This is a genomic window from Kribbella voronezhensis, assembly GCF_004365175.1.
Lineage (GTDB): Bacteria > Actinomycetota > Actinomycetes > Propionibacteriales > Kribbellaceae > Kribbella > Kribbella voronezhensis.
This window is the reverse complement of sequence record NZ_SOCE01000001.1, coordinates 1594057-1611525: the sequence shown is the minus strand read 5'-3', so window position 1 is coordinate 1611525 and position 17469 is coordinate 1594057. Positions and strand designations below refer to the sequence as shown.

At 66.6% G+C, this 17469-nt stretch carries 20 protein-coding genes and 1 pseudogene; 13 read left to right on the top strand and 8 right to left on the bottom strand.

Features of this window, described 5'->3' with window-relative positions; genetic code table 11:
• Window positions 1–3 precede the first annotated feature (3 nt).
• Window positions 4–930, top strand: a complete 927-nt coding sequence (locus EV138_RS07125) for a universal stress protein (protein WP_133977614.1) — start codon at window positions 4–6, stop codon at window positions 928–930.
• Between the two features lie 9 nt (window positions 931–939).
• The gene (locus tag EV138_RS07120; protein ID WP_133977613.1) at window positions 940–1395 is read left to right on the top strand and encodes a hypothetical protein; all 456 of its coding nucleotides are present in this window, start codon (window positions 940–942) and stop codon (window positions 1393–1395) included.
• A 189-nt stretch (window positions 1396–1584) separates the two neighbouring features.
• On the opposite strand, the gene EV138_RS37230 is transcribed toward EV138_RS07120, so the two are convergent.
• On the bottom strand, window positions 1585–1746 hold the full coding sequence (locus EV138_RS37230; protein ID WP_166678521.1) for a hypothetical protein: 162 nt from the start codon (window positions 1744–1746) through the stop codon (window positions 1585–1587).
• A 673-nt stretch (window positions 1747–2419) separates the two neighbouring features.
• Here EV138_RS37230 and EV138_RS07115 point away from each other — a divergent pair.
• From EV138_RS07115 to EV138_RS07105, 3 genes are all read left to right on the top strand, one after another.
• Window positions 2420–2866 carry a CBS domain-containing protein gene (locus tag EV138_RS07115; protein WP_133977612.1) on the top strand — a complete coding sequence of 149 codons (447 nt, stop codon included), beginning with the start codon at window positions 2420–2422 and terminating at the stop codon, window positions 2864–2866.
• A 19-nt stretch (window positions 2867–2885) separates the two neighbouring features.
• Window positions 2886–4175, top strand: coding sequence for an ArsB/NhaD family transporter (locus EV138_RS07110; RefSeq protein WP_133977611.1), 1290 nt, complete (start codon window positions 2886–2888; stop codon window positions 4173–4175).
• A gap of 296 nt (window positions 4176–4471) precedes the next feature.
• Window positions 4472–4894, top strand: a complete 423-nt coding sequence (locus EV138_RS07105) for a PPOX class F420-dependent oxidoreductase (protein ID WP_133977610.1) — start codon at window positions 4472–4474, stop codon at window positions 4892–4894.
• Here EV138_RS07105 and EV138_RS07100 read toward each other — a convergent pair.
• On the bottom strand, window positions 4820–5770 hold the full coding sequence (locus EV138_RS07100) for a LysR family transcriptional regulator (RefSeq protein ID WP_133977609.1): 951 nt from the start codon (window positions 5768–5770) through the stop codon (window positions 4820–4822). The genes EV138_RS07105 and EV138_RS07100 overlap by 75 nt on opposite strands.
• Window positions 5771–6110: 340 nt before the next feature.
• On the opposite strand from EV138_RS07100, the gene EV138_RS07095 reads away from it, so the two are divergent.
• The 3 genes from EV138_RS07095 to EV138_RS07085 all read left to right on the top strand — a co-directional run bounded on the left by EV138_RS07095 (window position 6111) and on the right by EV138_RS07085 (window position 8292).
• Window positions 6111–6383 (top strand): twin-arginine translocation signal domain-containing protein, encoded by a 273-nt coding sequence (locus EV138_RS07095; RefSeq protein ID WP_133977608.1) that lies wholly within the window; start codon window positions 6111–6113, stop codon window positions 6381–6383.
• Window positions 6384–6454: 71 nt separating this feature from the next.
• Window positions 6455–7834 carry a DUF4331 domain-containing protein gene (locus tag EV138_RS07090; protein ID WP_133977607.1) on the top strand — a complete coding sequence of 460 codons (1380 nt, stop codon included), beginning with the start codon at window positions 6455–6457 and terminating at the stop codon, window positions 7832–7834.
• Between the two features lie 2 nt (window positions 7835–7836).
• Window positions 7837–8292 carry a hypothetical protein gene (locus EV138_RS07085; protein WP_238157993.1) on the top strand — a complete coding sequence of 152 codons (456 nt, stop codon included), beginning with the start codon at window positions 7837–7839 and terminating at the stop codon, window positions 8290–8292.
• Between the two features lie 119 nt (window positions 8293–8411).
• Here EV138_RS07085 and EV138_RS07080 read toward each other — a convergent pair whose 3' ends face one another.
• Both EV138_RS07080 and EV138_RS07075 read right to left on the bottom strand, forming a co-directional pair.
• The gene (locus tag EV138_RS07080; RefSeq protein WP_202866644.1) at window positions 8412–10505 is read right to left on the bottom strand and encodes an MMPL family transporter; all 2094 of its coding nucleotides are present in this window, start codon (window positions 10503–10505) and stop codon (window positions 8412–8414) included.
• 110 nt (window positions 10506–10615) lie between these two features.
• The gene (locus EV138_RS07075; RefSeq protein WP_133977604.1) at window positions 10616–11074 is read right to left on the bottom strand and encodes a MarR family winged helix-turn-helix transcriptional regulator; all 459 of its coding nucleotides are present in this window, start codon (window positions 11072–11074) and stop codon (window positions 10616–10618) included.
• A gap of 278 nt (window positions 11075–11352) precedes the next feature.
• Here EV138_RS07075 and EV138_RS07070 point away from each other — a divergent pair, with 278 nt between their 5' ends.
• A complete protein-coding gene (locus EV138_RS07070) occupies window positions 11353–12201 on the top strand; it encodes a GNAT family N-acetyltransferase (RefSeq protein WP_133977603.1) in 849 nt (282 codons plus the stop codon).
• Between the two features lie 24 nt (window positions 12202–12225).
• Here EV138_RS07070 and EV138_RS07065 read toward each other — a convergent pair whose 3' ends face one another.
• Window positions 12226–13620: an FAD-dependent oxidoreductase gene (locus EV138_RS07065; protein ID WP_133977602.1), complete on the bottom strand. Its 1395-nt coding sequence runs from the start codon at window positions 13618–13620 to the stop codon at window positions 12226–12228.
• A 184-nt stretch (window positions 13621–13804) separates the two neighbouring features.
• Between EV138_RS07065 and EV138_RS07060 the strand changes: the two genes are divergently transcribed.
• From EV138_RS07060 to EV138_RS37225, 3 genes are all read left to right on the top strand, one after another.
• Complete coding sequence (locus EV138_RS07060) at window positions 13805–14593, top strand: hypothetical protein (protein ID WP_133977601.1); 789 nt, start codon at window positions 13805–13807, stop codon at window positions 14591–14593.
• A gap of 144 nt (window positions 14594–14737) precedes the next feature.
• Window positions 14738–15121, top strand: coding sequence for a pyridoxamine 5'-phosphate oxidase family protein (locus EV138_RS07055; protein WP_133977600.1), 384 nt, complete (start codon window positions 14738–14740; stop codon window positions 15119–15121).
• A 197-nt stretch (window positions 15122–15318) separates the two neighbouring features.
• Complete coding sequence (locus tag EV138_RS37225) at window positions 15319–15483, top strand: hypothetical protein (protein WP_166678520.1); 165 nt, start codon at window positions 15319–15321, stop codon at window positions 15481–15483.
• A gap of 44 nt (window positions 15484–15527) precedes the next feature.
• Here EV138_RS37225 and EV138_RS38565 read toward each other — a convergent pair.
• The 3 genes and pseudogenes from EV138_RS38565 to EV138_RS07045 form a co-directional block, all read right to left on the bottom strand.
• Window positions 15528–15587, bottom strand: a pseudogene (locus EV138_RS38565) (hypothetical protein); the annotation flags it as partial.
• Between the two features lie 21 nt (window positions 15588–15608).
• Window positions 15609–16232, bottom strand: a complete 624-nt coding sequence (locus EV138_RS07050) for an MBL fold metallo-hydrolase (protein ID WP_133977599.1) — start codon at window positions 16230–16232, stop codon at window positions 15609–15611.
• Window positions 16229–16864, bottom strand: coding sequence for a dihydrofolate reductase family protein (locus EV138_RS07045; protein WP_133977598.1), 636 nt, complete (start codon window positions 16862–16864; stop codon window positions 16229–16231). Before EV138_RS07045 ends, EV138_RS07050 begins: the two co-directional genes overlap by 4 nt.
• A 73-nt stretch (window positions 16865–16937) precedes the next feature.
• On the opposite strand from EV138_RS07045, the gene EV138_RS07040 reads away from it, so the two are divergent.
• On the top strand, window positions 16938–17354 hold the full coding sequence (locus EV138_RS07040) for a winged helix-turn-helix transcriptional regulator (RefSeq protein WP_133977597.1): 417 nt from the start codon (window positions 16938–16940) through the stop codon (window positions 17352–17354).
• Window positions 17355–17469: the final 115 nt, after the last annotated feature.

The following is a 17469-nucleotide window of genomic DNA, read 5'->3' as shown; positions in this document are numbered from 1 at the left end:
GGGATGAGTAGCTGGACACGGACGGGGCCGGTTGTGGTGGAGGTCGACGGCAGCGCTGATGGGTTGCGGGTTGTCGGGTATGCCGGTGAGGTGGCTGTTCGTGCTGGTGCTGAGTTGGTGCTGGTCGCGGCGTATCACGGTTATTCGTCGTACTCGGCGATGGTGCCGGTCTATGCCCCGCAGGTCCCGGCGGATGGGGCGGAGGAGATGTTGGGGGAGGCGGTCGGGTTCGTGCGGCGGCAGTTCGGTGAGGAGTTGAAGGTCAGCACGGTGGCGCGGGAGGGTTCGCGGTTGAAGGTGCTGCAGCGGGCGGCGCGTGATGCGCGGGTTGTGGTGGTTGCGCGTGAGCACGCCAGTGGCCCGGCCGGCATCGTGTCCGCGCAGGGCAACCTGGCGGTGGCCGGACGTGCCGGGTGTCCGGTGATCGTGGTGGCGCCTGGCTGGCGGCCGGCCGCGGCGGAGTACGGCGTGGTGGTCGGTATTGACGGTACGCCGTTGTCGCTGGAGGCGGTCGAGTTCGCGTTCCGGACTGCCGCGGATCGGGGCCGTGAGCTGACGGTGGTGCACTCCCATCATGTTCCGTACCGTCGGCTTGTGGCGGATGACGGTACGTGGCAGGAGCGGGCTGCGTTGACGGTTTCGGAGACGCTGGCGGGCTGGGATGAGGAGTATCCGCAGGTCAAGGTGACCAGGCTGCTGACTACGCGTCCTGTTGTCGCCACGCTGGCGCGGGAGAGTCAGCACGCTGATTTGGTCGTGGTCGGCGCTCACACCGGTCCGTTGCCGATCGGGGACCCGGTCGCCCGCCGGACGATCGCGGAGATGACCTGCCCGGTCGCGATCGTCGCCCACCACGTCACCCCGGCAGAACGCGACCGTCGACGCCGCGAGATCCCGGCCCCTTCCGACATCATCGCCACTACCTACTGAGAGCCCGCCATGACAGCAAAGGTCGTACGGCGAGCCTGGACGGTCGGCTGGCTAGGTGCAGCCGTCCTAGGCGTCGCCAACGGAACGGTCCGGAATCTCGTCTACCAGCCGCGGCTGGACGAACTCGCAGCCCACCAGCTCTCCACCTGCACTCTGATCGTGCTGCTCACCCTCTACCTGGTCTGGCTGGACCGACGGTGGCCGCTGCCGAGTACCGCGACCGCCGTACGGACAGGCGCGGGCTGGGCGGTCGCGACTCTGGCGTTCGAGTTCGGCCTTGGGCTTGGCGTTCAGCACAAGGCGTTGTCCGCTCTGCTGGCCGACTACGACATCACCAGCGGCCGTGTCTGGGTCCTCGTCCCGTTGTGGATGCTGATCGGACCGGCCCTCATCCGCCGCGGCCGTCGGCACCGTCCCGACTCCACCCGCCCCGCGGATGTCGACGCGGCATCCGCTCAGCGATAGACCGAACCGGCGGCCGCCGCGATCGACAGCACAAAGGCACCTACTACCCACTCACCAAGGGCGATCGCAGTCCTATTGCGGGAAGACTGCCTCGCCGAGAAGTCGGCGACCGTTGCCAGCCGCAACTACTCCTTCGTCGCAGAGTGCCTCGGAAGCACGTATCAGGGTGGCCCGAGCGTCGCGACGACTTCAGTCGGGGATGGGTTGAGAGGTGCTGGCCGTGAGGCGGTCCAGGAGTCGGACGACGAGGGTGCCGGCGAGGTCGGCTGCCTGCTGGTCGGGTGTCAGTCGGATGTAGTCCTCGAGCAGGTTGACCGTCGCCAGCACTTCGGAGTGGGTGAGCACGGGCAAGGGTGGATCGTCGGTTCGGTTGTCTGCTGGTCGGGTGGGCTCAGCGCTGGGGGGTCGGACGCCGAGGTCCGGTGGGGGTTGCTGCCTCTTGCGGAACATGTGGGCCTCCAACCAGCCGGGACAGTGGTGTTCTCAGATACCGAAGACTCGGGTTTTGTGCTGGATCAGCCGCTCGGTGATCAGCCGGTTGCCGTCGAGGATGAGGCGGGGCCTTCCATCCCCAGAAGGTGATAGGGCCGCGGAGGACTTTCACGCTGCTGGTGTGCATTTGCCTGGTGCCTTTCGCGGTCGCTGAACAGATCGCCGACCAGGCTTCCCGGCACACCTTGTCGAGTCCGCGGTCGCTGGGTGCGCCGCTGGTGGTACGGACTCACTCGTTCTATCCGCGGAGCGGGCGTGGGTGTTACACACCGCCCGCTTCGCAGCTCGTTCTGCGACAGTCGTTGCCTACCGCAAGAGAAACGGGACGGTGAGATTGTTTGCGCTCGGCCCTGTCGATGGGGGAAGGTTGGGTCTGGAGCGCCGGGAAGTCTGGTCGGCAGTGCCCGTCCCCGTTCGGGGTGCGGGCTGGTTGACGACTCTGGAGGCGGTGTGGCGCTCATGATCGCGCGTGGGCAGGGTGACTGCCGGCCGGTGGCGGGTGCTTGCTGTGCTCGCGGCGTAGGCTGCGAGTGTGCACGCAGAGCAGATGGCCGAAGAGTTCCCGGTGGTTGGGCTCGATTCGGCTGCCCGCGAGGCTGTGGAGTTGCTTGCTGTACGTCGGTTGCCGGGGTTGATCGTCGTGGGCGCCAAGGGCGAGCCGCATTCGGTGCTGCCGGCCTCGCAGGTGGTGCGGTTCCTGGTGCCGAGCTATGTCCAGGACGACCCGTCGCTGGCCCGGGTGATCGACGAATCGCTGGCCGACCAGGTCGCGGACAAGCTGGCGAACGTGACTGTACGGCGGTTGTTGCCGTCGGAGCCGGTGGAGTTGCCGGTGGTGAACCACGACGACACCGTGCTCGAGGTGGCAGCGATCATGGCCCGGTTGCGTTGCCCACTGGTCGCGGTCCTGAAGGACAAGAAGATCATCGGTGCGATCACCGCATCCCGCCTGCTGGAACTGGTCGTCACACCGCACTGACCGACGTCCTGGTGATCACATGACGGTGATCGCTGTCGTCGTGTTCGTCGCCGCCTATGTGCTGATCGCGACCGAGTGGACTCACAAGCTTCTGGCGGCACTGGGTGGGGCGGCGGTCCTGCTCGCCGTCGGCGTCACCGACTCCGAGCACGCGTTCTACTCCCAGGAGACCGGCGTCGACTGGAACGTCGTCTTCCTGCTCCTCGGCATGATGATCATCGTCGGCGTACTCCGTCGTACCGGCGTGTTCGAGTACGTCGCGATCTGGGCGGCCAAGCGGGCCAAGGGTTCGCCGCTGCGGGTGATGATCCTGCTGACGCTGATCACCGCCGTCGCGTCGGCGTTCCTGGACAACGTGACGACCGTGTTGCTGATCGCGCCGGTGACGCTGCTGGTGTGCGAGCGGCTGGGTGTCAATCCGGTGCCGTTCCTGATCGCCGAGGTGATGGCCTCGAACATCGGTGGAACCGCGACGCTGATCGGTGACCCGCCCAACATCATCATCGCCAGCCGGTCGGGGCTGACGTTCAACGACTTCCTGATCCACCTGACACCGCTGGTGGCCATCGAGCTGGCCGTGTTCACCCTCGTCCTTCCCCGCCTGTTCAAAGGCTCCTTCGCCGTCGATCCGGACAAGGTCGAGAACGTTCTCCGGTTGAACGAGCGCGAAGCGATCCAGGACTCCCGGCTGCTGATCAAGAGTGGCGCGGTGCTGCTCGCCGTCTTCGTCGGCTTCGTCGGACACCCGCTGTTCCATGTCGAGCCGGCCGTGGTCGCGTTGCTGGGCGCCGGCCTGCTCATCTTGATCTCGAAGGTGCCGACCAAGGACTACATGGGCAGCGTCGAATGGCAGACCCTGCTGTTCTTCGCGGGCCTGTTCGTCATGGTCGGCGCGCTGGTCAAGACCGGCGTGATCGCGAACCTCGCCGAAGTGGTCGGCGACGCGACCGGCGGCAGGCCGTTGCTCGCGGTGATGCTGATCCTGATCGTGTCCGCGGTGCTGTCCGGGATCGTCGACAACATCCCGTACGTCGCGACGATGAGCCCGGTCGTGCTCGAACTCACCAAGGGCGTGAGCGACCCGGCCCAGGCGCACGCACTGTGGTGGGCGCTCGCCGCGGGAGCCGACTTCGGCGGCAACGCCACCGCGGTCGGCGCCAGCGCCAACGTCGTCGTCATCGGCATCGCCCTCCGCGCCGGCTACCCGATCAGCTTCTGGGAATTCACCCGCAAAGGCGTCGTGATCACCGCGATCACCATCGTCGTAGCCGCCCCCTACCTATGGCTGCGGTACTTCGTCCTGTCCTGACCTCCCCCGAGACCGCTTGGCCGCGCACCTCGCTGTACTGAAAGAACCAGCCGGCGTCCCGCCGGTCCGGATCTACGGCTGTGGCGATCAACATGATCGGAAAGCATCGCTTTTCCCGATGCGTCGGGCGACCGTACGGTCAGAGGCATGGCGACACACACGGCAGCGGCCGAGCCGGCACCCGAGCAACTGGTCAGCCCCTCTCGCAACGCTTGTGTGGACAGACGCACAGACCCGCATCGCCGAGGCGGGCGCTTCCGTACTCCGTCCAACAGCTTGAACGAAGGGAAGACCCGATGACCACGATGACCACCGACGAGTGGCGTACCTTCGTCACCGCGAGCACCAGGCTCGCCCACCTCTCCATCACCCGCGCCGACGGTCGCCCGCACGTCACCCCCGTCTGTTTCGTGCTCGACGGCGACGAACTCGCCTTCGCTCTCTCGCCCGGCAGCGTCAAAGGCAAGAGCATCGCGCGGGACCGGCGCGTCGCGATCTGTATCAGTGACGAGCAGCAGCCCTACAGCTTCGTCACCATCGAAGGCGAGGCCCGGATCTCCGCCGAGCCGGACCGGATCAAGCGCGTCGCCACCGGGATCGCCGACCGCTACTACCCCGAGCAGCCCGCGGCCGAGCTCGCCGAGTCATTCGTCCAAGGGGGCTTCACCGCGGTACACATCGGCATCACCAACGTGATAGCCCGCTCCGGCCTCGGCTGACACCTCGGCGGCGATCTCGGTGGCGATCGCGATAGCGCGCTCCGCCAGTGGCGAGCGGGAAGCCGTGGCCGCCCAGTGCAGGTAGATCCCACGGCTCGGCGCGGGTCGCAGTTCATGGATCGCGAGCCGATCGTCGTACCGCGTGCCCGACCCGTGCAGAGCGAGCCGTGGCAGCACCGCCCAGCCCAGTCCCGCGCGCACCATCGACAGGATCGTCTCGTTGCCCGGCGACCGGAAGACCACCCGGGGTCGTACGCCGGCAGCGGCGACCAGCTGGTCCAGCCACACCTGGTCGCACGGCAGATGGCAGCCCACCATCGGCTGGTCGTCGAGATGTTTCAGCGCGACCGGGCCGTCGGGAAAGTCGCCCGGCCGGGCCACGAGCAGGTAGGGATCGTCGATCAGCTTGACGACTTCGAGGTCGCCGACGATCGGCCGGTCGTAGAACAGCAGGTCGAGGCGGCCGAGCTGCGGATCCGCCGGCACCTCGGTCAGCCTGATCTCACAGGCAGGACGCTCGTCCCGCAACCGCCGGATGACGGACGGCAGGATCACGTTGGACACGCTCTGGAAGGTGCCGATGTCGATCCGCCCGTCACCGGCCTTGAAGCGATCAACGGCTTCGGTCAACTCGTCCGCCTTCGCCAGCACACCCTGACCCTGCTCCAGTACGACGGCGCCCAACGGCGTCAGTCGCACCGGCCGAGGACCACCGGGCCGCTCGAACAGCACACCACCCACGGCCTTCTCCAGAGCAGCAACCTGCTGACTGATCGTCGACTGCGTGTACCCGAGCCGCACGGCCGCCCGCCCGAACGTCCCCTCCTCCACAACGGCCACCATCGTCGCCAGATGCCGCAACTCCACCTCACCCATAGCCCAAGCATAAGAACAACCGATCACCCACGCCCTAACCAATCGCCCTCCGCGATGTACACGCCAACCCCGACCACTCGAGGCACGTTTCCTTTCCTGGGAATCCCGCCGCTCAACGCAGGCCCGGGCGCGGCCCTTGGGTTTGGCGCCGACGATCGAATCGGCTGCTTCAGCCGTAGCGGGATTCGTCGCTCACCCATCCGCTCGTCGAGCAGGCTCGAATGCCAGCCGACCGTCCTGGTGATCCAGATCACCGTATATGCGATGGAGTCGCATCCGTGGCGGTTGGTTGCCGGCGTTTGCCGGTGGCCGCGCAGTACCGGAGAAGGAAGGGACAGTCATGAGTGACGCAACCCGCCGCGGTTTTCTGGTGTTCGCAGGTGCCGGGACCGTGGCCGCGGCCGGCGCTATCGCCGCGCCGAAGATCTTCGGCGAGCAGCCGGCCGACGCCGCGACCCAGCTGGAGCAGTCCGACCTGGACCACGCTGAGTCGTTCGTGGTCCACGTCAAGGACGTGAAGAAGGGCGAGATGGCGATCATGGTCGGCGAGCGCGAGGTGCTGATCACCGACCGCGAGCTGGCCGCCCGCCTCGCCGGTGTGAAGACCGCCTGACCGCCGGTCCCGGCAGGCCCGCCGCCGTCGGCCTGCCTACCTCGAGCTCGACCCTTAACTGGAGGAATTTCATGTCTTCGCATCGCGAAGCACCGGAGATCTCGAAGGACCCGGTCGCCGACAACACCGACGTGTACGCGTTCGTCAGCCCGGACAAGCCGGACACGGTCACGCTGATCGCCAATTTCATCCCGTTCCAGAACCCGTACGGCGGGCCGAACTTCTACGAGTTCGGCGACGACGTGCTGTACCAGATCCACATCTCCAACGGCGGTGACGGCAAGGCGGACATCAGCTACCAGTTCCGCTTCCATGCCGAGATCCGGAACAAGAAGACCTTCCTGTACAACACCGGGCCGATCACCTCGATCAAGGACACGACCTGGAACCGCCCGCAGTACTACTCGGTCACCCGGGTCGAGCACGGCCGCGCCCGGATCCTCGCCCGCGACCTGGCTGCGCCGCCGGTCAACGTCGGCCCGCGCAGTACGCCGAACTATGCCAAGCTCGCCGGTCAGGCGATCCACACCTTCGGGACCAACCGCAAGGTGTTCGCCGGCCAGCGCGCCGACGGGTTCTTCGCGGACCTCGGCAGCATCTTCGACCTCGGAACACTGCGTCCGTTCCAGGCGGCGCACCTGATCCCGTCCGCCGCGGCGATGGGCGTCAACGGGCTGCAGGGCTCCAACGTGCACACGATCGCGCTCCAGGTGCCGATCACCGACCTGACCCGGGACGGCAGGAAGCCGACCGATGTGATGGACGCCCAGTCCGTCATCGGCGTCTACGCCACCGCGAGCCGCCAGCAGTCCAAGATCTTCGACGACCTGCTCGGGATCTCGCTGTGGCACGGCCCGCACAAGCAGGTCTCCCGGCTGGGCAACCCGTTGTTCAACGAGGTCATCGTGCCGATGGCCGAGAAGGACAAGTGGAACAGCCGGCCGCCGTCGGAGGACAAGAAGTACGCGCAGTACGTGACCAAGCCGGAGCTCGCCGGACTCCTGCCGGTGCTCTATCCCGGCGCGTTCCCGAACCTGGCGGCGTACAAGAAGCCCCGCGCCGATCTGGCCGCGATCCTGCTGACCGGGATCCCGAAGGGCGTGGTACCCGGATTCCAGAACTACACCGGGCCGGTGCAGGCCGACATGCTGCGCCTGAACGTCGCCGTCCCGCCGGCCAAGACGCCGAACCCGCTGGGCCTGGTGGCCGGCGACGCGGCCGGATTCCCGAACGGACGAAGGGTTTTCGACGACGTCGTCACGGTCGAGATCCGCGCTGTGGCGGGCTTGACGATCCCGCTGGTCGACCCGGCGTACAAGCCCGACGGTGCCGCTTCGGCAGTGAAGGACGGGACGTCGAACACCAACGCCGACTACCTCAAGGTGTTTCCGTACCTCGGTACGCCGGGTGGTGGCTACCAGTCCAAGCCCGGCATCCCGGCCGCGTCATGACCGTGCCGGCGACGAGACCGGCTGCCAAGCCGCTGACCAACGCAGAGGAGAACCCGCATGCGGGCAAGGGCTCTTCGGTCCTGCTCGACATCGGCGACGACGTCGGCGCCATCGTGCTCACCATGCCCGCCGAACTGGAGGACACGGAGATAGAGCGCCGCCCGGCAGGCTGGAGCGCCGAGGGACCCGTGGCCGCCGGTCACCGGCATGACGACGGCCACGATCACAACCACGGTCACGAGCACGGTCACGGGCACGGGCTGCGCGAGCACACTCACAGGTTCCCGCACGTGGCGGTCGTCCCCCGAACGTCGCCCGCGGGGGAGACGGTCTACTCGGCGGTCTTCTTCGAGGTCCCCGAGGGCAGCTACGAGCTGTACGTGCTGCCTGACGGTCCTGTGCGGCTGACCGTCGATGTGGTCGGAGGGCGGGTCACAGAGGCCGACTGGCAGGATTAGCCAACCTCCGAACTTATGGGTCATGACGCCTTCGCCGACATCATCGAACGCGATCTGCTCGGCCGCGGCGCGGTCGACCGTCGCTGGACCTTCCAGATCGTTGACGACTACGACCAGAACTACTTCGACTTGTTCGGGGCAGGCTCGGTCAGGCCAACCGGCACGGTCGAGCTGCGGAAGGGCCACCACCAGTTGAGGTTGCCGAACCAGGCGACGAGGGCGGGAGTGAGAACGCTGCGGACGATGGTCGCATCGAGAATGATGCCCAGGGCAAGGGTGGTGGCGAAGATCTTCACGTCGATCACCGGCACGGTCGACAGAGCCACGAAGGCAAGGAACAGGATCAGCGCGGCCGAGCTGACCAGTCGTCCGGTGTAGCTGATGCCGGCGACGGTCGCGTCCGGCGTGGACAGCCCCGCGTCGTGTTCTTCCTTGATCCTGGACAGGATGAACAGCTCATAGTCCATCGACAGGCCGAACAGGAAGGAGAACGCGGCGAGCGGTACCCAGAAGGTGATGGTGCCGCTGGCCTCCGCGCCGAACAGGGTCTGGGCACCGTAGCCGGTCTGCCAGATCAGCACGGTCAGACCGTAGGCCGCGCCGATCGAGACGACGTTCTGGACCAGTGCCTTGATCGGTAGCCAGATCGATCGCAACGCCCGCGCCAGCAATACGACGGTGACGAGTGCAACCAGCACCAAGATCCATCCGACGTTGCCGTAGATCGCGGTGACCGAGTCTGCGTCTTCTGCGGCGCTACCTCCGACCGTGGACTCCGGAACAGCGTGACGGATCCTGTCGACTGCTTCCTGGCCCGCGGGTGTGGCGGCGTCGTTCGTGAGCAGCACGGCTGCAAGTCGCTGGTCCCCTTGTTTCCAGGCTGCTGTTTCAGGGGTGGCGACAGCGGCGACTCCTTCGATGGTCCGCACGCGGTTGAAGGCATCGTCGGTGCTGCTGACAATCTCGACCGGCCGGAAGATGCCGGCACTGATCCCGGCGTCGGTGGCCGTCCGGTAAGCCTTGGCGGCGGGATCCGTGCCGGCCGAGATAGCCGCCAGTTCCGGCGAGCCGAGTCGTAAGCCGAGAGCGGGCGCGAACATGGCTGCAAGTGCGGCTGTAGCAAGAAGTGCCGCGACGACGCGGTGCCGCACCACCACTCGACCGATCCGCTTCCACAACCGACTGTCCGCCTGGTGCCGCTTGCGGTGCGGCCATTCCAGTCGCGGGCCGACGGTGGCGAGGATGACCGGCAACAAGGTCAAGGCAACAGCAACGCTGACCAGAGGGATCAGCAGGCCGCCGAATCCGACACTGCGCAGGAACGGCACCGGCACCACTACCAGCGCCAGAAGCGAGACCGCTACCGTGACACCACTGAACAGTACTGCGCGGCCCGCCGTGGCCATCGCCGTACCGACCGCTTCGGTATTGCCCACGCCGGCTGCCCGTTCCTCCCGCCAGCGCATCACGATCAGCAGGGCGTAGTCGATCGCGACGCCCAAGCCGATCAGTCCGACCAGGTACTGGACGATGAAGGAGACGTCCGTGGCCGTGGACAGTCCGAGGATCAGCAGGAACGTCGTACTGATCGCTGTTGCCGCCATCAGCAGCGGCAGGATCGCCAGCAGCGAGCCGAAGACCAAACCCAGGACGATGATCGCGCCGCCGGCGCCGAGCGCGATCTCGACGATTATCGGTCGATCGGATCCGCCACCGCCCTCACGCAGCGCCTCGACCCCGGTCACCTGCAACGGCTGTCCGGCAACCTTCGCGCTCGCCATCGACGCGGTCAACCGCGGTAGGGCCGCCTCATACGCCGCAGGCCCCGGTAAGACCGGCGGATACACCAGCGCGACCGTCGTACGCCGATCTGCGCTGGTCAGCGCTTGCTGCGCCTGCTCGTTGCCGGCGTCGAGCATCGAGACGACTCGCCAGCCCTTGTCCGGCAGCCGATCGAGTGCTGCGGCGAACTGTTGCCTGACGCCCGCATCGTCGACGCTGGCCGGCGCAGGGACCGACAGCGCCACCGCCAGCGGATCGGTCGCCCCGCCGTTGCCGAACTCGGCCAGGATCTTCTCGTTCGTCTCGTACGCCGGCTGTCCGGGCAACCCGAAGTCGTAGCTCAGCCGATCGATCGTCCTCGGCGCCAGCACACCACCGGTCACCGCGACCGCCACCCAGCCCACGATGACCAGCCACCGCAGTCGCAACACCCACGTGGTCCATCGCCGCATCACGATCGCTCCAAGAATAAGGGGCCTGATTCTCGGAGGTTACCTCGCGCGCGGACCGGCCGCTGCAGAACTTATGCAGGCCGCTGGCGTCAGCCGCCGGCCGGGCGGCTTCTCGATCGGATCACCTTGTGCAGAAGCTCGTTGAGCTGCGAGCCCTCCTTCGCCGTCAGGCCGAGGGCGGCAGAATCGTTGAATGCCCGTACCGCGGTACCGGCCTGTTCCAGCGCGGAGCGTCCCTGCTCCGTCAGTGACACCGGAACGGGCCGCCCTTTGCCCCCAGGGCCTCCGCGAACCAGCAGTCCGCGGTCGACCAGTGAGCCGATCAGCTCACCCATGCTCTGCGGACGGATCAGCACCCGCCGGGCCAGCTCCGCCTGAGTGAGCCCGGGACTCACGGCAAGCTGCGCCAGTACCCCGAACTGCACCGGCGTCAATCGATGCTCACTGAACAACGCGTGAAACCCCTGCGCCACAGCGTGATACGCCTGCACCAGAGTCCAAGCCGGCAACCGAGCCAGCTCGTCTTCGCTCCACACGGAATCCACCACCGCCCCAAACTATCCGGTCCGTGCCTCTGCCCACACATACCCGCCGACTCCACTGCTCAGCTCCTCTACGAAACGCGCCGTGTCGGATCAGGTTCACCAATCGAGGCCCAAACGGTGTCCTTCGGCCGGGCTAGGAAGGCCCGCTCGGGCCTTTCAAGAAATCTTCCGTGGTCTTGTAACGTCTCCGAGCCTTGCGACACGGATCTTGCATGAGACCAGCTACCTCGGCTGCGGCGAACGCGACCGGGATCGGCTGGACCGGACCTGTCAGGAGGCTTATGAACACCCAGCACACACCACTGTTCTGCGACCTCGAGCTGGCCGAACGGATCGAGCGGGCCGAGGCTCAGCTCATCGAGGCGACAGCTCGCGCCGCTCATCGCCGGCTGGCCGACGGCCGGGGATTCGTCCTCCCGGTGGCTGGTGGGCTCGCGGTGTTCGCCGGCGACGACTCGCCGTTCAACAAGGTGGTCGGGCTCGGCTTCGGCGGCGTACCGACGGACGACGAGCTTGATGAGATCGAGAAGGCCCACGCCGGTGTCGGTACGCCGGTGCAGGTCGAGCTCACGCATCTCGCCGATCCTGAGATCGGCCCTGTCCTGACCAGGCGTGGCTACCAGTTGGAGTCGTTCGAGAACGTGCTCGGCATAGCGATCGAGGACGAGTACGACGTGACTATGCCCGATGGGGTCGTCATCCGGCCGAGCGGCGACGACGAGCTCGACCGCTGGCTGAACCTGATGGCGGATGCGGTCGCCGCACCGGATACACAGGGCGTGCCGTGGCGAGAGGAGTTCCCTCGCGACACTTATATCGAGTCAGAACGCGACGGTGTCGCAGCCGGCGTAGCGCGGTACGCCGTCCTGCGAAACGGTGAGCTCGCGGGCGGCGGCGGTCTTCGCACGGCCGACGGCATCGCCCAGTTCGCCGGCGCTGCCACTCTGCCCGCCCACCGACGCCACGGCATCCAGTCCGCGCTCCTGGCCACCCGCCTGGCCGACGCTGCAGCCGCCGGCTGCGACGTCGGCGTCATCACCACCCAACCCGGATCGAAGTCCCAACAGAACGCCCAGCGCAGCGGCTTCACGCTCCTCTACACCCGCGCAGTCCTCGTGAAGCACGTCTAGCTCACGCCCTCGCAAGAAACGCGGTCATGCCTTTGCTGTCTCCTGGTCGAGAACGGCCTTTACTGGCAAGCGTCGCCGTCCCAGCACTCTCGCCGCTACCGCGGGGCGTAGCAGTGCCGTCGGTGGGTCCAGCAGGTTCGTCACACGACTGAACGCCAGCGACACCACCTCGTCGCGCGCCGCGACAGCGTAGAGCCGGTCGAGGTAGCGGTTCACCAGGCGGGTGCGCGCGTCGCGGGGCCCGTCGACGCCGGGCAGAGCCGCGTCTCCGCCAGTCGCGATCTGCCACGGGATGTCGACGACGGGGCGTACCGCGCGGAAGAACCGCAAGGCGTCGAACTCGGTAGCGCCATCGCGGGCGAGCGCATCGCCGAGGCGCACCGCTTCCACGGCGGCGACCGACATTCCCTGTCCGTACATCGGGTTGAACGAGCACATCGCGTCGCCGATGACGCCGAATCCTTTCGGGAAGCGCCGCAGCCGGTCGTAGCGGTGTCGGACGCTGGCCGGATAGCGGAATCTCACCGGGTCGTCGAGCGGCACCGACCCCTCGATGACGTCGGCGATGTACGGCAGGGGAAGCCGGCGAGCGTAGGCGCGGTACCCCGCGTCATCCAGCGGCGCATGATCGCCGAGGATGCCGAACAGGGTGATGACTGCCCGACCGGACTCCTGCAGCATGACCGCGCCGCCGCGAGGCGCGGCTGCGGACGGCCCGATGATGATGGCGATGTCGCCGTCGAGCAGGGCGGGGTCGACTTTGTAGTGACGCGACACGTAAGCGAGGTCGACGTGCAACTGCTCTTTGCGGGGCCGCTCGTAGCCGAGGTCGTCCAGCCACCGCGGTGCTCGCGACCCGCGTCCGGTGGCGTCGACCACGAGGTCCGCGGCGATGGTCTCCAGTCCGCCGCCGTCACGCCGCTGTACGAAGGCCCCCGTCACTCGCGACTGATTCGCATCGGCCTTGATGCCGACAACGTCCGTCCCGCCGCGCGCATCGACGCCAGGCAATGCCATCACTTTGGCGCGCAGGTAGTTCTCGAGGTACGGCCGGCTGAACGACAGCGCAGTCATCCCGGTCGGCGCCTGCCGCAGCCGGTGCCCGTTGGCGCAGAAGCGCACGTTGGCCAGCACATCGCCGCTCGGTACTCCCGCCGCGATGAGGTCCTCAGCCGCGCCTGGGAACAGCCGCTCGACGACGTCGAGCCCGGCAGCCAGCAAACCGTGTGCGTGGCGGCCCTGTGGTACGCCGGGACGCACCTCCCGCTCCCGTGGATCGGCCTCCGGATCGCCCGCCCACATTCCGCTGAACTCGTCGCGTTCGATGATGGTGACGCGTGCGAAGTGCTCGGTGAGCACCCGCGCCGCGAGCAGTCCGGCCATGCTGCCGCCGAGGACCACGGCTTGACGTTCGTTCATGCCTTTGCGCCATTCAGCCCGTTCCACCTAGGGAAACGGACTGGACGCGAGACTGCAGAGGTCACGATGACTCCACGGATAGATTTCGATGGTCATCGATGGATAGCCCACAGGGTTACAACCCTTCTGCAACAAGCTGCAACCGACGGGGCGATGACGGATCGCGGCTGCGATGATGCGGCCCGTGAAGAAGATCATCATGGCGCTGGCCGGCAGCGGGGGGTTGGTGCTGGCTGTCGGGTGTGGGGGCGGCGCTGATCCCGCGGCACCTGCACCGACCCCCACGGCGAGTAAAGCAACAAGTAGCAAGCCGACCGTCAGCCCTACGCCGGTCGAGCTGGCGCGGGCCAATATCGGCCAGCAGGTCCAGGCCGCGCTCAAGAAGCGGGGCACGTACCGGATGACGATCACATGGCAGTACGAGCAGGACGAGAACCTCACCGCCACGGTCAAGTTCACCGGTGCCGGCGAAGACTTCTCGCTGAGCGGTGCCGACGGGTCGGTCATCGGCGTCGGTGGTCAGTACTTCTACAAGGACGGCCCCCTGTCGAGCAAGGCCAAGTGGACGAAGTACGACCCCAAGGCGAAAGGGCACCAGGCCGTCACCACCAACGGGCTCATCGTGCTTTACCGCAAGCTGGTCCAGTCGCCGCGGCTGCTGGACGGGGCGCCGTACTCGAGCCAGTTCGCCGTCTCGCCCGGGCCGTACGTAGGTGAGGTGCTCACGACTCGCTATGTGATGCTCATCGATCTCAGGAAGGCGGCCGCGGACAACAAGGTGTACGGCCCCTTCTTGTCCGCCAAGGAGGCCGAGGCGCAGAAGACGCTGCCGCTGAGCGCCCTGCTCGACTCCAACGGCCTGCTTCGTGAGCTCAACTACGGCACCGGGGAGAACGCGTTCTCGATCCGTTTCGACAACTTCGGAACCAAGGCCGTCATCACGCCACCCGCCAAGCAGCAGCTCACCAAGTAGGTATTGCTGGATGGGGTTGCCGTCCGTCCCACAGATGTCGCCGGCCTTGGTGCAGTTGTCGACGCGGCGTGTTCGACAGCGCGGGAATTCATCCTGGTGAGCCGACCTCTCGGCAAGATCGTCATCGAGTTCTGAGGAGAGACCATGGAGACAACTCCCGAGATCGACGCCATCCTCGCCAAGCCGCTGCACGCGGTGGCGGGCTTCAACCGGCCGGGAAACTCGCCGCACCTGAGTGTCGTGTGGTTCGACTGGGACGGTACGACGTTTCGGTTGTCCACCCTTCGTTCCCGGCTGAAGTACCGGCTGTTCACGCGTGATCCGCACCTGTCGCTCCTCATCAACGACCCGGAGACCTTGCAGTACGTCGCCGCCGTCGGCGAGGCACATGAGGAGGGTGGGCATGCGGAACTGTCGAAGCGTATGTTCGCGCGCTATCTCCCCGGTCAGAACCCCGGCGACCGCCCGGACGACCCCGACCGCGTCGTTCTCGCGCTGACCCCGGAGCGCATCACCTCAGGTTCCTGACGTCGCCGTCGCTGTCGCTGACCGGGCGATGCGGATCGCTGAGTCAGGCCAGATGCGAGTGGTGGCACTCAGGTGCGACTCCTCGCATCCGACGCAACTCGCACTCTTGAAGCACCGCCAACAATCGGTATGCCAGCCCGGAAGGGCTGAGGTCGGCGGATGCTTAGTTGCCGTGTGCCTTCCCGACAGCGGGAGTGGTGGCGAGCTGGGCGCAGCCGGCACTACAGCGCGACGTACTCGCGCAGCTTGCCACGGGTCCGCTCCACGTGATCGCCCACGCGCATGGGCAGGCTGGACAGCTGCTCGTCGACCTCGTCGTCGTCAGTGGCGCCGTCATCGGTACGTCGGCGTCCCCGCGGTAGATCACGTATGCGCAGCCGCCAGTCCCCGGCGTGAGGTGGCGGTACAAGGTGGCTCTCCCGACGTTGAACATGGCGGCGATCTCGTTGACCGTGTGGTCGCCGGCATCGTCGAGCTTCTGCGCGGTTCAGGGCTGCGAGGGGCGCCATGGCTCGTGCTGGTGGGCTAGCCAAACCAGGCCGGGGGCGAGAGCGCGTACCTGCAGCTGTCCTTCGGTTTGTGGGTCGTCGAGATCACGGGACGAGATGGCCAGGTCGCCGACGACAGCGGTCCGCTGTAGGCCCGAGTCGACCAGTACCAGCTGAGATCCGCGAGTATGACCCGGGCCTGGGACGAGGCGGACGCCTGGCACCAGCTCGAGTTCGCCGTCGACCGGCACGTACTCCACACCGGGTGCTTCGACCCACTCGCGAATCGTGTACTCCTGCTGGCTCAACGCATCGTCAAGCTCCTGGCGCTGGACGTAGATCGGTTTGCCGGCGAAGAGGTGATTGCCACCGCAATGGTCGAAGTGCAGGTGGGTGTTGACGACGATGTCGATGCTCGCAGGATCGAGCTGCTCCTTGGTGAGTTGGCGGATTCGGGGGTCCATGTCGGCCACCAGCGGATGCAGCGTCGTCATACCGGTATCGACGAGCACTCGGCCTTCGGGATGGTCGATGACATGTACGTATACGGGCATCAAGGCACCATCAGCCACCAGGTCGGCGACGTGGATCGGGGTGACGACGACGGTCGGAGGGCTGGTCATCGCGCGGCCACCCGCGCGTTGGACTCGTCACCGCTGCCGGGCGTCATGAATTCGTCTCCTTGGCGAATGGCATAGCGGTGCATCGTTACTCCGGACTCGAAACGTTGCTGCTCGAGCAAGTCGAGGTCGACCGGCAGTTCGTAGTCGTCGAACAGTGGCCGGCCGAAGCCGAGAATCGAGGGATGGGTGTAGAGCAGCAGTTCGTCGAGCAGTCCCTCTCGGAGCAGTTGCGTGGCGAGTGCCGCTCCACCCACGCCGATGGGTCCGTCGGTGCTGGCGCGCAGAGCACGTAGCTGTACGAGCGCATCGTCGCCGCCGAAGATTTGCGTGTTGTGATCCGCACGGTGCCGGGTGCGCGAGACGAGGATCTTGGGTTTGCTCGTCCACAGCTCTCCGTAGTCACGCAAGACCTCAGGTAACGACGCATCATCGCGGGACCGCGGCCAGTACTCCTCCATCAGCTCGTAGAAGACGCGACCTTGGACAAGGAGCGCGAAATCACGTGAGCGCGCATTGAGCTCGCGGTGCAGTTCCTCGTCGATGCGCAACCACTCACCGGCACCATTGTCGCCTGGGACCTGCTCGATGAGCAGGTCAAGAGACACGTTCATCAAGTACACGAACCGACCCATCGGCTGCTCTTCCCCTAGTGATTGCAAGTTGCAATCACTATAATTGGCGCCAGTCGCCTGTCAAGGAGGGACCGTGGAACCCCGATCCGAATGCCCGATCAACGCCGCCGTCGAGGTGTTGGGCGATCGCTGGTCGTTGCTTGTGCTGCGCGACATCATCTTCGAGGACCGCCGGTACTTCCGGGTGCTGCTCACCGGATCGGTCGAGCGCATCGCCTCGAACATCCTCGCCGACCGACTCGTGCGGCTCGTCGAGGCCGGCCTCCTGACCCGCGGAACGGCCGCCCGCGGACAACGCGCGCGCTACAGCCTCACCGAAGCCGGCATCCAGACTTTGCCGATTATCGATGCCCTCGCGACCTGGGGGCTGCGCTGGCGTCCAGGCAGCGACGCCCTTCCGTGCCGACAGCAGGACAGGCACGAGATGGGTCCTGCGTACGTCGAACAGTTCATGGAAGAACTGCGCGACCGCCATCTCGGTTCCCAGTGAAAACCACACGAAGATTCGACCGGCTCAACAATCTAGGACTGCCTACCTGCAGGCGTTGGTGCCGGCTGCGACAACGGCGAAAGCCAAATCCAGATCGCAACGGCCAGATCGCGGC

Bases quoted from the DNA above. Each gene is read 5' to 3' on its own strand.
- EV138_RS07050 (WP_133977599.1), bottom strand. From the start codon at position 16,232: ATGACCAGCCCTCCGACCGTCGTCGTCACCCCGATCCACGTCGCCGAC.
- EV138_RS07105 (WP_133977610.1), top strand. From the start codon at position 4,472: ATGACCACGATGACCACCGACGAGTGGCGTACCTTCGTCACCGCGAGC.
- EV138_RS07055 (WP_133977600.1), top strand. From the start codon at position 14,738: ATGGAGACAACTCCCGAGATCGACGCCATCCTCGCCAAGCCGCTGCAC.
- EV138_RS07045 (WP_133977598.1), bottom strand. From the start codon at position 16,864: ATGGGTCGGTTCGTGTACTTGATGAACGTGTCTCTTGACCTGCTCATC.
- EV138_RS07125 (WP_133977614.1), top strand. From the start codon at position 4: ATGAGTAGCTGGACACGGACGGGGCCGGTTGTGGTGGAGGTCGACGGC.
- EV138_RS07120 (WP_133977613.1), top strand. From the start codon at position 940: ATGACAGCAAAGGTCGTACGGCGAGCCTGGACGGTCGGCTGGCTAGGT.
- EV138_RS07110 (WP_133977611.1), top strand. From the start codon at position 2,886: ATGACGGTGATCGCTGTCGTCGTGTTCGTCGCCGCCTATGTGCTGATC.
- EV138_RS07065 (WP_133977602.1), bottom strand. From the start codon at position 13,620: ATGAACGAACGTCAAGCCGTGGTCCTCGGCGGCAGCATGGCCGGACTG.
- EV138_RS07100 (WP_133977609.1), bottom strand. From the start codon at position 5,770: ATGGGTGAGGTGGAGTTGCGGCATCTGGCGACGATGGTGGCCGTTGTG.
- EV138_RS07090 (WP_133977607.1), top strand. From the start codon at position 6,455: ATGTCTTCGCATCGCGAAGCACCGGAGATCTCGAAGGACCCGGTCGCC.
- EV138_RS07095 (WP_133977608.1), top strand. From the start codon at position 6,111: ATGAGTGACGCAACCCGCCGCGGTTTTCTGGTGTTCGCAGGTGCCGGG.
- EV138_RS07070 (WP_133977603.1), top strand. From the start codon at position 11,353: ATGAACACCCAGCACACACCACTGTTCTGCGACCTCGAGCTGGCCGAA.